Origin of the sequence: Saccharothrix sp. ST-888, assembly GCF_000955975.1 — a bacterium.
GTDB lineage: Bacteria > Actinomycetota > Actinomycetes > Streptomycetales > Streptomycetaceae > Kitasatospora.
Map to the genome: position 1 here is coordinate 26,463 of NZ_JYJF01000064.1, position 13,430 is coordinate 39,892.

Below are 13,430 nucleotides of genomic sequence, written 5' to 3' on the forward strand. Positions count from 1 at the left end.
TCCGGGTGTCCTGTGCAATTGTCCGTCGGGCGGGCCGGGAATTCGGCCCGTTGCCGTACCTCGATGGTCCGGCCTAGAGGGTCTGGCCGGCCTGGAGCTTGGGCAGGACCTGCTTGATGTCGTTGATCGGGATCGAGAAACCGAGGCCGACGCTGCCCTCGCTGCCGGAGCCGGCTCCGGAGCCGGAGCTGCTGTCCGAGTACATCGCCGAGTTGAGGCCGATCACCTGGCCGCCGGCGTTGAGCAGCGGGCCGCCGGAGTTTCCGGGGTTGAGTGCGGCGTCGGTCTGCAGGGCCTTGTAGGTGGCGGTGTCCCCGCTGCTGGGGGCGGAGCCGGTGCGCTGGCCGGGCAGGAACGGGTAGCCGAATCCGCCGTTGCTGCGGGTGGCGCCCTCGTCGACCTGGACGGTGACCGGCCGGTTCTTGGCGCTGATGATGCCGGAGGTGACCGTGCCGGTGAGGCCCTCGGGGTTGCCGATGGCGACCACCGGGTCGCCGACCTGCATGCTGTTGGAGTCGCCGAGGGTGGCGGGGGCGAGGCCGCTGACACCGGAGGCGTTGATCACCGCGACGTCCATGGACTTGTCGCTGCCGGTGACGGTGGCGCTCGCGGTGGTGCCGTTGTGAAAGGTGACGGTGATCTGGCCGTCTTCGCTCACCGCGCCGGAGATGACGTGGTAGTTGGTGAGGATCTGCCCGCCGGAGGTGAGGATCACCCCGGTGCCGGTCGCGGTGCCGGTGCTGGTCTTCACGGTGATCTGGACGACGCTCGGGGACACGGCGGCGGCTATCGCGGCCACGTTCCCGCTGGAGGTCGAGGAGACCGGGCTGACGGCGGTGGACGAGGACGCGGTGGTGGCGGCCGTCCGGTGGTCGACGAGCGCGCCCCCGGCGGCTCCGCCGAGCACGGCCGCGACCGCGGCCACGGCGGTGACCAGGGCGAGCCGTCCCCTGAGGAAGCCGCGCCGGGCGGGCCGGACCGGCGCCTGCGGCTCGGCGGTCGGGTGCGCGGCGGTCGGGAACCCGGCGGCCGGGGCCTGCGGCTGCTCGGGCTGGGGCCAGTGGCCGAAGCGGTATGAAGCGGTGCTGTCCGACCCGGTGCTGTACGGACCGGTGGCCGCCTGCTCTTCGTTGGTGCGGTGCTGATCGCTCATGGACCCAAGGTCCGCCCGCTGCATGAAGATCCGGTGAGAACCGGGTCAGAAGCGGCCGAGAAGCCTGTTGACTTCTCATAAAGCCAGGTCAGCCTACGGATCAAGGTGCTTGATCAGCCGCCCTGGCCGGGTCAGCTCTCCGCGGGGCCGTTGCAGCCGCAGGAACGCCGTACCACCAAACGCGACGGGAACTTGCGCACCCGCTCGGTGTCGGAGCCCGGGACCATCAGCGAGTCGTCCAGCACCAGGTCGACCGCGGCCCGTGCCATCGCGTCGCGGTCGGAGGCCACCGTGGTCAGCGGCGGGTCGACGAAGGCCGCCTCGGGCACGTCGTCGTAGCCGGCCACCGCGAGGTCCTCCGGGACGCGCAGCCCGACCTCGCGGGCCGCCCGCAGGACGCCGATCGCCTGGTCGTCGGTGGAGCAGAAGATGGCCGGCGGCCGGTCCGGGGAGCGCAGCAGTTCCAGCGCGACCTGGTAGGTGCCGTAGCGGTTGAACGGGGCGTCGAGCAGGTACGGCTCGGTGGGCAGGTCGTGCGCGTCCATGGCCCGCTGCCAGCCCTCGACGTGGTCGATGACCGGGTCGCCCGGCGCGGGGGCCTCCACCGGGCCGCCGAAGCAGACCACGTACGGGTGGCCGTGGTGCTCCAGCAGGTGCCGGACGGCCAGCTCGGCCCCGGCCACGTCGTCGCTGACCACCGCGACGTCGTCGATCGCCTCGGGACGGCGGTGCAGCAGCACCACCTTGGCGCCCTCCATGGCGGCGAACTCCTCGGCCGCGCGCTGCGAGGGGCCCTGGCTGACCAGGATCAGGCCGGAGACCCGCATCCCGAGGAAGGCGCGGACGTAGTGCACCTCGCGGTCGTCCACGTAGTCGGAGTTGCCGATCAGCACCAGCTTGCCGCGCTCGGAGGCGGCGCGTTCCACGGCGTGGGCCATCTCGGCGAAGAACGGCTGGCGGGCGTCGGGAACGACCATGCCGATCAGGTTGGTGCGGCGGGAGGCCATCGCCTGGGCGACACTGTTCGGCCGGTAGCCGAGCTGGTCGATCGCGGCGAGGACCTTCTCCTTGGTCGCGGGCGCGACCGGTCGCGGCCCGTTGTTGATGACGTAGCTGACGACCGCGGTCGAGGTCCCAGCCAGTCGGGCTACATCGTCGCGCGTCACCTTGGCCACGCAGGGAGTCTACGCGGGTGGCGCGACAGCGGTATGAGCAGTGTCACGGAAGTCGGAATTCCGTAACCGCGAGCCGGTGCAGAACCGGACAAGCCGGGCGGTCGCCGTCCGTCGCGACCGCTCGGCCCGGCGCTCAGGCCTCCTGCGCGGCCGGCACCCGGGGCGCCTCGGCGCCCGGACGCTCGCCCTTGTCCGGAACCGTCGGCACCACGAACCGGTAGCCGACGTTGCGGACGGTGCCGATCAGCTGCTCGTGCTCCACGCCCAGCTTGGCCCGCAGCCGCCGGACGTGGACGTCGACCGTGCGGGTGCCCCCGAAGTAGTCGTAGCCCCAGACCTCCTGCAGCAGCTGCGCCCGGGTGAAGACCCGGCCGGGGTGCTGTGCGAGGTACTTGAGCAGCTCGAACTCCTTGAAGGTGAGGTCCAGCACCCGGCCCTTGAGCTTGGCGGAGTACGTGGCCTCGTCCACCGAGAGGTCGCCGTTGCGGATCTCCATCGGGCTGTCGTCCGTCGCCACCTGGAGGCGTCCCATGGCCAGGCGCAGCCGGGCCTCGACCTCGGCGGGCCCGGCGGTGTCCAGCAGGACGTCGTCGATGCCCCACTCGGCGGTGACGGCGGCCAGTCCGCCCTCGGTGACCACCAGGATCAGCGGGCAGCCGATTCCGGTGGAGCGCAGCAGCTGGCACAGGCTGCGGATCTGCGGCAGGTCACGGCGTCCGTCGACCAGGATCACGTCGGCGCTGGGCGTGTCGACCAGGGCGGAGCCCTCGGCGGGTGCCACCCGGACGTTGTGCAGCAGCAGTCCGAGGGCGGGCAGTACCTCGGCGGACGGCTGCAGTGCGTTGGTGAGGAGCAGAAGAGAACTCATACCCGGTGGTCCCCTTTCCGGGTCGTCGCGGTCGCAGCGGTGCGGCTGCCGCCCCAGCCGTCAGTGGCAGCTGCGAAGTGAGAGTGGGGTGGGGGAGGACCGTCCACCGGGGGCATCCCGGCCGATTCGGCGGTGCTCAGGGCAGCACGGGGCGCGCGCCAGAGGTCCCGCAACCCCTGGTACTCCGTCCGTGCCCTGCTCATCCGCGAACCTTCCGGGTCTGCTCCTACGCCGGATGGCGGCCGGCGCTGGTACTGGCACCCCGGTGGGCCGCGAGCACGTCGTTGTGCCGCTGCGCGGGGCGGTCCTCGTGGCCGGCGCGGGTGGGGCACCGGCGGTGAGGACATCCGTGGTGGTCGTCCTGAATGCACAAAAGGACCCGGGGGCGACTCTGCCCGGATCCCTTACGTTCACGAGAATAGCCGACCGCTCTGCGCAGGGGGAGGGCGTCTCACCGTCGGGTGGGCCACACGGCCGCGACTCCGTCAGCTCCCGGCGCTCTCGGCGGCGGCCCGGCTTGGTGTCCCCTTGACCAGGACCTGACCCGCGCCTGACCCGGCGCTGCCCGGCCCGAGCTGGGCGGTTCCCGGTCGGAGGCCCGGCTCGGCCATCATGGGAGCCGCACCGGCCGCACGGTACGTGTACACCGAACAGTGGGCGGCCCGGCATCGGAGCCGGGCGGCCGCACCGGGCGAGGACGACGAGGAGGGGTTGCCATGACCGCAGCCACCAATGCCGGCGACGCGCTCATCTCACCCGTGCGAGTGACGTCACCTGCGCGAGTGACGGCGGACGAGGTCGCCCGGGTGACCGGGAGCATCCGCTACTGGGCCGCCGCCAAGGCCGCCGCCGGAACCGCCGAGGAGCCGTACCTGGCCGCGACACTCGCTGAAGCACTCGCGGCGGCGCGCGCCCGGCACGCAGGCCGTCCGCGCCTGCTCCAGCTGCTCGACCACTGCTCCTATCTGGTGGACGGCGAGCAGGTCGGCAGCCGGGACCACGCGGAGGTCGCGCTCACCGAGGGCGGCACGGTCGAGATACTCCCGCCGTTCGCGGGCGGGTGAGCCCCGAGAGTGCCACCGCCGGAGCTGCGGGGAACCGTGCGGCCGAGCCTGCGGCTCCTGCACCCCCGGCCCCCGGTCGGGGGCCGGATGCCTGGGTGCTGAGCGGTCGGCGGTGCGCCCGGCGGGCGGAACCGTCCTTCGGTTCGGTTCGTCGTAGGTCCGTACAGTGCACGGACCGGACGAGGACGAGAGGCGTGGAATGCGCGGCTTGCTCAAGCTGATCATCGGCCTGGTGGCCCTGGTCGGGCTGCTGGTGGGCGCCGACCGGATCGCGGTCGGCGTGGCCCAGGACGAGGCCGCCGACAAGCTGGCCGGCAGCGGGGTGATCGGCGGCCGTCCGACGGTCAGGATCGACGGGTTCCCCTTCCTCACCCAGGCGGTGGCGGGCCGCTTCGACGACGTCCGGCTCTCGGGTGAGGGCGTGACGGTCAGCGACGGCCGGGAGCAGGTGCCGCTGCGTTCGTTCAGCGTGCGGCTGTCCGGGGTCGAGGTCGGCAGCGACTACCGCAGCGCCACCGTGCAGAGCGGCAGCGGCAGCGGCGTCGTCTCGTACACCGACGTGGCCAGGCTGGTCTCGGGCGGTGAGCAGATCGAGCTCTCCTACGCGGGCCCCGGCACGGTGAAGGCCACGGTCGGCGGGGTCCCGATCGGCCAGGGCAACGTGCACAGCAAGGGCAACACCATCACGGCCGACGGCTTCCAACTCGGCGCGCTGGGTTCACTGTTGAGCGGTGCGGCGAACGGCATGCTGGGCCCGCGCAGCTTCACCCTGACCAATCTCCCGGCCGGGCTGAGCCTGCAGAGCGCGACCCCGCAGCCGGACGGGCTGAAGCTCACCTTCCAGGGCAGCGACGTCAAGCTGATCGGCTGAGACCGCCCGGTAAACGGGGAGCGGACGGTCTGAACCGAACGATCGTTCCCGTTCCGCTCTGCGAGACGCGCTGTCCAGCGATGGTCCGATGGGTGGCCCCGCACCGCCCTTTCGGCGATCCCGGGGCAGCGCCGGTGAAACCTCACCGGTAGGAAAAACCCCGATATCCCAGTATTCGAAACGTTTCATCTCAATATTCGAAACGCTGATGACAGCGGGCCGGGCTTGTCCCTAGCATCGTCGGCATGAAGCGACAGGCGGAACTCACGAAGCGGCGGGCGGTAGACCTGTGCCGCGTGGCCGCCTGCCTGTGTCGAATGCGCTGACCGGGCGGTTCTGACCGGCAGTCCCGGCCCGCCCAACCCCTTGCCACCGGCCTGAGCTGGCACTCTGCCGCCCAGGGCCACCCGGCGCCTCTGAAACCGAGCACGGCACGACCCGCAGTCACCCTGTCTCGACATCTGGACAGATGTACGGACGGGAAGCAGCCGAGCACCTCCCCAGCAGCCTTCCGCCAACCGCCCCCGGATGGAGAAATCCCATGAGCCGCAGCGACGTCCTGGTCGACGCCGACTGGGTCCAGGCCCGCCTGGACGACCCGAAGGTCGTCATCGTCGAGGTCGACGAGGACACCTCGGCGTACGAGAAGAACCACATCCGCAACGCCGTCCGGATCGACTGGAAGCAGGACCTCCAGGACCCGGTCCGCCGCGACTTCGTCGACCAGGCCGGCTTCGAGGCGCTGCTCAGCGCCAAGGGCATCGCCAACGACGACACCGTGGTGCTCTACGGCGGCAACAACAACTGGTTCGCCTCGTACGCCTACTGGTACTTCAAGCTGTACGGCCACGGTGACGTCCGCCTGCTGGACGGCGGCCGCAAGAAGTGGGAGCTGGACTCCCGGGAGCTGGTCGTCGAAGTGCCCGCGCGTGCCGCGACCGAGTACCGGGCCGAGGCCCAGAACACCTCGATCCGCGCCTTCCGCGACGACGTGCTGGCCGCGATCGGCAACCTGAACCTGGTCGACGTCCGGTCGCCCGACGAGTTCAGCGGCAAGCTGCTCGCCCCGGCGCACCTTCCGCAGGAGCAGTCGCAGCGTCCGGGCCACGTTCCGTCCGCCCGCAACATCCCGTGGGCCAAGAACGCCAACGACGACGGCACCTTCAAGAGCGACGAGGAGCTCACGGCCCTCTACGCGGGCGAGGGCGTCGACCTGGCCAAGGACACCATCGCGTACTGCCGGATCGGCGAGCGCTCGGCGCTCACCTGGTTCGTGCTGCACGAGCTGCTCGGCCAGCAGAACGTGAAGAACTACGACGGTTCCTGGACCGAGTACGGCAGCCTGGTCGGCGTCCCGATCGAGCTCGGCAACTGAAGTCACCGGCCCGACAGCGGTAAGTAGAGGAGACAGACATGTGCGGTGCGAAGGCCGGCGGCCCGGACCTGGCAGGAGTTGACGTGGCCAAGGAAACGATCATCCAGGGTTCCGTGACCCGCAACGGCGAGCCGGTCAACGGCTACGTCCGACTGCTGGACGACAACGGTGACTTCACCGCCGAGGTGCCCACCTCGGCCACCGGGCAGTTCCGCTTCTTTGCCCGCCCGGGCAAGTGGACGCTGCGCGCGCTGGTGCCGGGTGCGACCGTGGACCGCGTGGTGCACGCCTCCCTCGGCGCCCAGACCGAGGTCCCGATCGCGGTCTGACCCGAGCGGTCCGACCCGACTCGACGAGAGTGCGCCTGTGGGCCCCTGCCGTGGCAGGGGCCCACAGTCATACCCTGGAGGGCGTGCAGGCACATCGGCGCCACGTCCGCTACTTCGTCATGATGGGCATCTGTATCGGCATGTTCGTCCTGGCGTGGGGCGTGGTGCGGTTCTGGTCGGTGCCGGCCGCGATCGGCATGTGCCTGGTCGCCATGGTCATCCCGCCGCTGGCGGCCGTCTTCGCCAACAAGCGCGACCCCGAGGACGACTGGTGGAACGACCCGCGCTGGGACGACCCGAAGTGGGAGGACCCGGGCCACGACCGGGACCACCCCGACCACGAGTCGCGCCCCTGAGGGCTCGGTAGGAGCGGGCTCAGTAGACCAGCGCCTGGACGCCGTCGGCCATGATCTCGCTGACGAAGACCTGGGCGCCCGCGATCCGGACACCCTCCAGGGTGTCCTTCTCGGTGATGCCGCGCCGCACCGCGCACTGGGTGCAGAGCGTGACCGTGCCGGCCGCCAGGACCGACTCCAGCAGGTCGGGCAGCGGTGCGGCGTGCGGCAGTTCGAACTCCGCCGCGCGCCCCGGCAGCGCGAACCAGGAGGACTCGCCGGTGAGCCAGAGCGAGACCTCGACCCCGCTGGCGACCGCGACCGCCGCCACCGTGAACGCCTGCGAGCAGCGCTCCGGCGCATCGGCCCCGGCTGTGACCTTGATGACCAGCTTCTTCGTCATGACGCCACCATAGCGACGTGAAGTCGGGGCTCGCCGAGACCCGGGGATCACCGGCGGATAGACTCTGCGCCGTCGTACTGTCCGCCATCCCCGCTACTGGGAGCGTCCCGTGACCGGTCTCGAAATCTTCTTCGACTGCCTGCTGGCTCTCATGGCCGTGCTGATCACCTGGTTCGCCATCTTCTCCGTGATGAAGCTGTACCAGGGCCAGCGCTGACCTCGGCTGCCGTACGGTTGACGTAGTCCACTACGTAGTCCATCACCGACGACAGCGACCAGGAACATGATCGAGATCCCCTCTGACCTCCACAAGGACGTCGTCCCGCTGGCCTTCCTCCTGGGTACCTGGGAGGGCGCGGGCGTCTACGACTTCCCCGGCACGGAGAAGTGCAACTTCGGCCAGGAGATCATCTTCCGGCACGACGGCCGCCCCTTCCTGGAGTTCCGCTCCCGCACCTGGGTGCTGAACAACGAGGGTGAGAAGCTGCACCCGCTGGAGACCGAGCACAGCTTCTGGCGGATCACCAGCAACCAGCACGGCACCAGCGGTGAGCGCGAGATCGAGGTCTCCTCGGTCCGCGACGACGGCACCGTCGAGATCTGGTACGGCAAGCTGCACGACGGCAAGCCGCAGATCGACATCGCCACCGACGCGGTCGCCCGGATCGAGGGCGCGGCCCCGTACAGCGGCGGCAAGCGGCTCTACGGCATGGTGAACGAGGAACTGCTCTGGGTCGGCGAGAAGTCCGCCCCCGAGGTTCCGCTGCGGCCGTACATGTCGGCCCAGCTCAAGAAGGTCCTCAACCAGGCCAAGCTGATCCAGGACATCGCGGACCTGCCGGACGACGGCATCGCCTTCTTCCGCTGAGCACCAGCGCACGGTGTACAAGGTAGGGACCGGTCGGAGGACCGGTCCCTACACTTGTCTCACGACCTCGAACCGGGCAGGGACACCACCGTGGCGAACACCGAAACTCCCACCGACTGGAAGACCGACCTGCGCGAGCGCGGCTACCGCCTCACCCCGCAGCGTCAGCTGGTGCTGGAAGCGGTCGACGTGCTCGACCACGCCACACCCGACGAGATCCTCTGCCAGGTCAGGAAGACCGCCAGCGGGGTCAACATCTCCACCGTGTACCGGACGCTGGAGCTGCTGGAGGAGCTCGGGCTGGTCTCGCACGCCCACCTCGGCCACGGCGCCCCCACCTACCACCTGGCGGGCCGGCACACCCATCTGCACCTGGTCTGCCGGGACTGCGAGAAGGTCACCGAGACCGACACCGCGATCGCCGCACCGCTGATCGACAGCCTGCGCGCGGAGCACGGGTTCGACACCGACCTCAAGCACTTCGCCATCTTCGGCCGCTGCGCCGACTGCACCGCCAAGGCGGCCGGGGAGCGGTCGTAAGCTGACCGGTATGACCGGTACCAAGAGCCCGCTGCTTGCCCTGCCCGGCGCCGTCCCCGCCGAAGGCCCCGACGAGGGCGTGGCCGCCCACTACGGCGACATCTTCCGTGAGCAGCGCCGGCTGGCGGCGGGTGAGGGCTTCGTGGACCTCTCGCACCGCGGCGTGCTCACCGTCACCGGCGCGGACCGGCTCTCCTGGCTGCACCTGCTGCTCACCCAGCACGTCAGCCAGCTCCCGCCGCAGCAGGCCACCGAGGCGCTGATCCTGTCCCCGAACGGGCATGTCGAGCACGCCCTCTACCTGGTGGACGACGGCAGCACGGTCTGGGCGCACGTCGAGCCCGGCACCCAGGCGGCGCTGATCGCCTACCTGGAGAGCATGAAGTTCTTCTACCGGGTGGAGGTCAAGGACGCGACCGCCGAGTACGCGGTGGTCCACCTCCCCCACGGTTCCACGGCCTCGCTCGAAGGTGCCGCCGCCGTCCGCGAACTCCCGTACGGGCGCGACCTGTTCGTGCCGCGCGCGGAGCTGGCGAAGCTCGCCGCCGGATACGGTCCGGCCGCCGGGATCTGGGCGTACGAGGCGCTGCGGATCGAGGCGCACCGCCCGCGGCTCGGCTTCGAGACCGACCACCGCACCATCCCGCACGAGGTGGACTGGCTGACCAGCGCCGTCCATCTGCAGAAGGGCTGCTACCGGGGCCAGGAGACGGTCGCCCGGGTGCACAACCTGGGCCGCCCGCCGCGCCGCCTGGTCTTCCTGCACCTGGACGGCCTGGAGGAGACGCTGCCGCCGCACGGTACCGAGGTCCGGCTGGCGAGCGACCCGGACGGGCGCGCGCTCGGCTTCGTGACCTCCTCGGCGCGGCACCACGAGCTGGGCCCGATCGCGCTGGCGATCGTCAAGCGGAACGTCCCGGTGGACGCGCCGCTGCTGGCCGGTACGGTGCCGGCCGCGCAGGAGGTCGTCGTACCGCAGTAGGCGCGGTGCAGCTGCGGCCGGTCCGCTGCGGCCGGCGGTCGCGCCGGGGTGGCGGACCGGTGGCGGGTCAGATCTCCAGCTGGACCGTGAACGGGCCGTCGTTCACCAGGGCGACCTTCATGTCCGCGCCGAACCGGCCGGTCTCCACCGTGGCGCCGAGTGCCCGCAGTTCGGCCACCACGGCGTCCACCAGCGGCTCGGCGAGCGGGCCGGGCGCGGCGGCGTTCCAGGTGGGGCGGCGGCCCTTGCGGGCGTCCCCGTACAGCGTGAACTGACTGATCACCAGCAGTGGCGCGTCGAGGTCCGAGCACGACTGCTCGGCCGGGTGGTCGGCCGGCCCGGCTCCGGGCGCCTCCGCACCGGCATGCCCTGCGGCCGGTGGGAGCACGCTGCCGTCGAACAGGCGCAGCGTCCAGAGTTTGCGGGCCAGTTGGGCCGCCTTGGCGGGGGTGTCGTCGTGGGTCACGCCGACCAGGACGCAGAGACCCGGCCCCTCGATCGATCCGACCCGCTCGCCGTCCACCGTCACGGTGGCCTCGGCCACCCGCTGCACCACTGCTCGCATGCCGCCATTCTGCCGGAGGCGTGCAAGGAGATGGCGCGCGCCGGAGCGAAACCATGCGCGCCGGTGGTGACCCGGCGCTGCCTGCGGATCGCCCTCTTCGTATCAGCCACCCCGCTTCGCCAGAGGGCCGTTCGGGTGGTCGGTCGGTGCACCGGCCGGGCCCGGGGTGGCACGCTGTGGGCGGCAGGAAGGCGCAGGAAGGCACGGACCCGTCGTGTTCGAACAGATCGAACCTCCGTTCCGGCCGGGGTAGCCCGAGCGGGTGGTACCGGCGCCCCGGGGAACCCCTTGGGGGCGCCTCGACGTGCTCCAGGGTGGGGTTGTGCGCGCACAGGCCGTACGCGGTGCCCGGTGGGCGGACGCGGGGCGGGATTCGGACAGCGTGACCAGGACAGCGGTAGGTGGTTGGTTGATGGACGCGAGCAGCACGGCCCACGATCAGTCGTACGGGTTCGCCGAGCCGGGCGCGGCGCAGGCCGACCCGGTGGCGGTGGTGCAGGAGCCCCCTGCGCGGTCCGACCTCGCCGGGCTGGACCTGGACGAGCTGCGGATGCTCCGCCGGGACGCCCAGGAGCAGGAGGCCGACCTCTCGTACCTCCGCCGTCTGCTGCAGGGACGGCTCGACATCCTGCAGGCCGAGCTCGAACGGCGCCGGGTGCACCCCGGTGCCGCGGCGGGCGCCCCGGCCGGGGTGGAGAACGGCGGCGGGAGCACGGAGGCCGGCGCGGAGCCGGTGGCCCTGCTGGACCGGCTGGCGGCGATCCTCGCCGACACTCCCTCGGTCGTGCGCCGGCCCGCCCGGCACGTCACCCTCGGGCCGCCGCGCGGCGAGCAGTACCAGCGCGAGGCCGACGCCCTGATCGGCGACGTCCAGCTGGCCGACCTGGCCGCCCACCCCACCGCGGATCTGCTGGCCGCTGTCGAACGGCTGGCCGAGCACGAGCGGGAGGTCTCGGGCCGGCGGCAGATTCTGCAGCGGACGGCGGACGGCTGCAGCGCCGAGATGACCCGCAGGTACCGTGAAGGGGAGGCGCGGGTCGAGGACCTGCTCGCAGGCGGCTGACCTGCGGGAAGGGACGGGGGCGGCCGGCGCACACCGTCCGCCCTCCCGGCCCCCTCATTGTGGAGCAACACCGATGTCGCAGTCTGCTGCCGCCCTGCCCGTCCTCGCCGAGGTCATACGCTCCGGCTTCGTCGAGGGCCGCCACCACGGATCGCTGGTGCTGCTCGCGGCCGACGGTTCCGTGGAACTCGCGCTCGGCCGCCCGGACGACCCGGTCTTCCCCCGCTCCACCGCCAAGCCCTTCCAGGCCGTGGCCACCCTGCGGGCCGGTCTGGCGATCGGGGGCGAGCTGCTCGCGCTCGCGGCCTCCAGCCACTCCGCAGAACCGTTCCACCGCGACGCGGTACGGGAGATCCTGCACGGCGCGGGACTCACCGAGGACGCCCTCCGGACCCCCGCCGACCTCCCGCTCGACCAGGTCGAGGCGGAGGCGCTGCTCGGCAGCGGCGGGCAGCGCAGCCCGATCATGATGGACTGCTCCGGCAAGCACGCCGGCTGGCTGGCCGCCTGCGTGGCCAACGGCTGGGACACCGCGAGCTACCTCGACCCGGCCCACCCGATCCAGCAGCTGGCCCAGGAGGCGCTGGCGGAGTCCACCGGCGAGACCCCGACGCACCTGGGCGTCGACGGCTGCGGCGCCCCGCTGCTGGCCGTCTCGCTCACCGGTCTGGCCCGCGGCTACCGCGCACTGCTGCTCGCCGAGCCCGGCACCGCGCAGCGCCTGGTCGCCGACGCGATGCGCGCCCACCCCGAGTTCGTCGCGGGCACCCGCCGCGCCGACACCTGGCTGATGCGGGCCGTGCCCGGGGTGCTCTCCAAGATGGGCGCCGAGGCCGTCCAGGTGGTGGCGCTGCCGGACGGCCGGGCCCTCGCGTTCAAGATAGACGACGGCGCGGAGCGGGCCCGGGGGCCGGTGCTGGCCGAGGCGCTGCGGCGGCTCGGCGTCCGGGGCGAGGTGCTGGAGCGGATCGGCGCCGAACCGCTGCACGGCGGGGGCGCGGTGGTGGGCGAGGTGCGGGCGGCCTTCTGACGGTCCCCGAGTGCGGTCCTGCGGGCCGTCCCGGGTGCGGGCCAGGGCCGGGTGCGGCACGGTGGAGCGGGGGAGCCGTGCCGCTACTCAGGTACCCAGGGAGACCGCCATGAGCGACCACATCTACCGCGTCACCGAGATCGTCGGGTCCTCGCAGGAGAGCATCGACGCCGCGATCCGCAACGGTGTCGACCGGGCCGCCCGGACGCTGCGCAACCTGGACTGGTTCGAGGTGGTCCAGGTGCGCGGGCACATCGAGGACGGGCAGATCAAGCACTTCCAGGTGGGTCTCAAGGTCGGCTTCCGGCTGGAGGACGAGGACTAGGACCGGCCGGCTCAGGCGCTGAGCGGGTAGCGGGTGTCGAGGTCCGCGAAGACGGCGCCGTTGAGGGTGAAGGCGCGCTTGCACTCGTCGACCACCCGGCGGCGCTCGATCTCGTCCATGGCGAGGCCGGCGGTGTCCAGCTTGGCGCGGTAGTCGCGCTTGAAGGCGGCGGGGTTGCCGACCTGCTCGAAGACGTAGAAGTGGACGCCGGCGCCCTTGCGTTCGAAGCCCCAGGTCTTCTCGGCGATGCCCCGGATGATCTGACCGCCCGACAGATCGCCCAGGTAGCGGGTGTAGTGGTGGGCGAGGTAGCCGTTCGGCCAGTCGGTGGTGAGCTCCTCGACCCGGGCGGTGTACGCGGCGGTGGCGGGCAGCGGGCTGAGCCCGGCCCGCCAGCCGGGGCCGCGCAGATGCTCCAGATCGCGTTCGAGTGCGGCCGTACGGAACAGCGCGGGATCGATGAACGGGCCGACCACCGGATGCT

Annotated in this window: 18 protein-coding genes; 12 read left to right on the top strand and 6 right to left on the bottom strand. The window is 71.7% G+C overall.

Annotated elements, in window-relative coordinates; all coding sequences use genetic code 11:
• Positions 1-73: 73 nt before the first annotated feature.
• The 3 genes from UK12_RS20290 to UK12_RS20300 all read right to left on the bottom strand — a co-directional run bounded on the left by UK12_RS20290 (position 74) and on the right by UK12_RS20300 (position 3,196).
• Positions 74-1,153 (bottom strand): S1C family serine protease, encoded by a 1,080-nt coding sequence (locus UK12_RS20290; protein ID WP_045304474.1) that lies wholly within the window; start codon positions 1,151-1,153, stop codon positions 74-76.
• Positions 1,154-1,284: 131 nt separating this feature from the next.
• Positions 1,285-2,328: a LacI family DNA-binding transcriptional regulator gene (locus UK12_RS20295; RefSeq protein WP_045304475.1), complete on the bottom strand. Its 1,044-nt coding sequence runs from the start codon at positions 2,326-2,328 to the stop codon at positions 1,285-1,287.
• Between the two features lie 133 nt (positions 2,329-2,461).
• Positions 2,462-3,196, bottom strand: coding sequence for a response regulator transcription factor (locus UK12_RS20300; RefSeq protein ID WP_045304476.1), 735 nt, complete (start codon positions 3,194-3,196; stop codon positions 2,462-2,464).
• A 716-nt stretch (positions 3,197-3,912) separates the two neighbouring features.
• Between UK12_RS20300 and UK12_RS20305 the strand changes: the two genes are divergently transcribed.
• The 6 genes from UK12_RS20305 to UK12_RS20325 all read left to right on the top strand — a co-directional run bounded on the left by UK12_RS20305 (position 3,913) and on the right by UK12_RS20325 (position 7,191).
• Positions 3,913-4,260 carry a MoaD/ThiS family protein gene (locus UK12_RS20305; protein WP_197085021.1) on the top strand — a complete coding sequence of 116 codons (348 nt, stop codon included), beginning with the start codon at positions 3,913-3,915 and terminating at the stop codon, positions 4,258-4,260.
• Positions 4,261-4,468: 208 nt separating this feature from the next.
• Positions 4,469-5,131: an LmeA family phospholipid-binding protein gene (locus UK12_RS36750; protein WP_197085022.1), complete on the top strand. Its 663-nt coding sequence runs from the start codon at positions 4,469-4,471 to the stop codon at positions 5,129-5,131.
• Positions 5,132-5,376: 245 nt separating this feature from the next.
• Complete coding sequence (locus tag UK12_RS45085) at positions 5,377-5,457, top strand: Ms5788A family Cys-rich leader peptide (RefSeq protein ID WP_370118893.1); 81 nt, start codon at positions 5,377-5,379, stop codon at positions 5,455-5,457.
• A gap of 215 nt (positions 5,458-5,672) precedes the next feature.
• Positions 5,673-6,506 carry a sulfurtransferase gene (locus tag UK12_RS20315; RefSeq protein WP_045304477.1) on the top strand — a complete coding sequence of 278 codons (834 nt, stop codon included), beginning with the start codon at positions 5,673-5,675 and terminating at the stop codon, positions 6,504-6,506.
• An 83-nt stretch (positions 6,507-6,589) separates the two neighbouring features.
• On the top strand, positions 6,590-6,835 hold the full coding sequence (locus tag UK12_RS20320; protein ID WP_442973828.1) for a DUF1416 domain-containing protein: 246 nt from the start codon (positions 6,590-6,592) through the stop codon (positions 6,833-6,835).
• Positions 6,836-6,918: 83 nt separating this feature from the next.
• Positions 6,919-7,191, top strand: a complete 273-nt coding sequence (locus UK12_RS20325) for a DUF3099 domain-containing protein (protein ID WP_045304479.1) — start codon at positions 6,919-6,921, stop codon at positions 7,189-7,191.
• Between the two features lie 19 nt (positions 7,192-7,210).
• On the opposite strand, the gene UK12_RS20330 is transcribed toward UK12_RS20325, so the two are convergent.
• On the bottom strand, positions 7,211-7,573 hold the full coding sequence (locus tag UK12_RS20330) for a DsrE family protein (RefSeq protein ID WP_045304480.1): 363 nt from the start codon (positions 7,571-7,573) through the stop codon (positions 7,211-7,213).
• A gap of 283 nt (positions 7,574-7,856) precedes the next feature.
• Between UK12_RS20330 and UK12_RS20335 the strand changes: the two genes are divergently transcribed.
• The 3 genes from UK12_RS20335 (at position 7,857) to ygfZ (ending at position 9,963) form a co-directional block, all read left to right on the top strand.
• Positions 7,857-8,441 (top strand): FABP family protein, encoded by a 585-nt coding sequence (locus UK12_RS20335; protein ID WP_045304481.1) that lies wholly within the window; start codon positions 7,857-7,859, stop codon positions 8,439-8,441.
• 90 nt (positions 8,442-8,531) lie between these two features.
• Positions 8,532-8,981, top strand: coding sequence for a Fur family transcriptional regulator (locus UK12_RS20340; RefSeq protein ID WP_045304493.1), 450 nt, complete (start codon positions 8,532-8,534; stop codon positions 8,979-8,981).
• 10 nt (positions 8,982-8,991) lie between these two features.
• Complete coding sequence (gene ygfZ, locus UK12_RS20345) at positions 8,992-9,963, top strand: CAF17-like 4Fe-4S cluster assembly/insertion protein YgfZ (RefSeq protein ID WP_045304482.1); 972 nt, start codon at positions 8,992-8,994, stop codon at positions 9,961-9,963.
• Positions 9,964-10,030: 67 nt separating this feature from the next.
• On the opposite strand, the gene UK12_RS20350 is transcribed toward ygfZ, so the two are convergent.
• Complete coding sequence (locus UK12_RS20350) at positions 10,031-10,528, bottom strand: D-aminoacyl-tRNA deacylase (RefSeq protein ID WP_045304483.1); 498 nt, start codon at positions 10,526-10,528, stop codon at positions 10,031-10,033.
• 412 nt (positions 10,529-10,940) lie between these two features.
• Between UK12_RS20350 and UK12_RS20355 the strand changes: the two genes are divergently transcribed.
• From UK12_RS20355 to UK12_RS20365, 3 genes are all read left to right on the top strand, one after another.
• Positions 10,941-11,591 (top strand): RsiG family protein, encoded by a 651-nt coding sequence (locus UK12_RS20355; RefSeq protein WP_197085023.1) that lies wholly within the window; start codon positions 10,941-10,943, stop codon positions 11,589-11,591.
• 73 nt (positions 11,592-11,664) lie between these two features.
• Positions 11,665-12,621 (top strand): asparaginase, encoded by a 957-nt coding sequence (locus UK12_RS20360; RefSeq protein ID WP_045304484.1) that lies wholly within the window; start codon positions 11,665-11,667, stop codon positions 12,619-12,621.
• A gap of 109 nt (positions 12,622-12,730) precedes the next feature.
• Positions 12,731-12,946 carry a dodecin gene (locus UK12_RS20365; RefSeq protein ID WP_045304485.1) on the top strand — a complete coding sequence of 72 codons (216 nt, stop codon included), beginning with the start codon at positions 12,731-12,733 and terminating at the stop codon, positions 12,944-12,946.
• An 11-nt stretch (positions 12,947-12,957) separates the two neighbouring features.
• Here the strand turns inward: UK12_RS20365 and UK12_RS20370 are convergent.
• Positions 12,958-13,430 (bottom strand): biliverdin-producing heme oxygenase (locus UK12_RS20370; protein ID WP_045304495.1); only part of this gene is annotated, 473 nt, incomplete at its 5' end.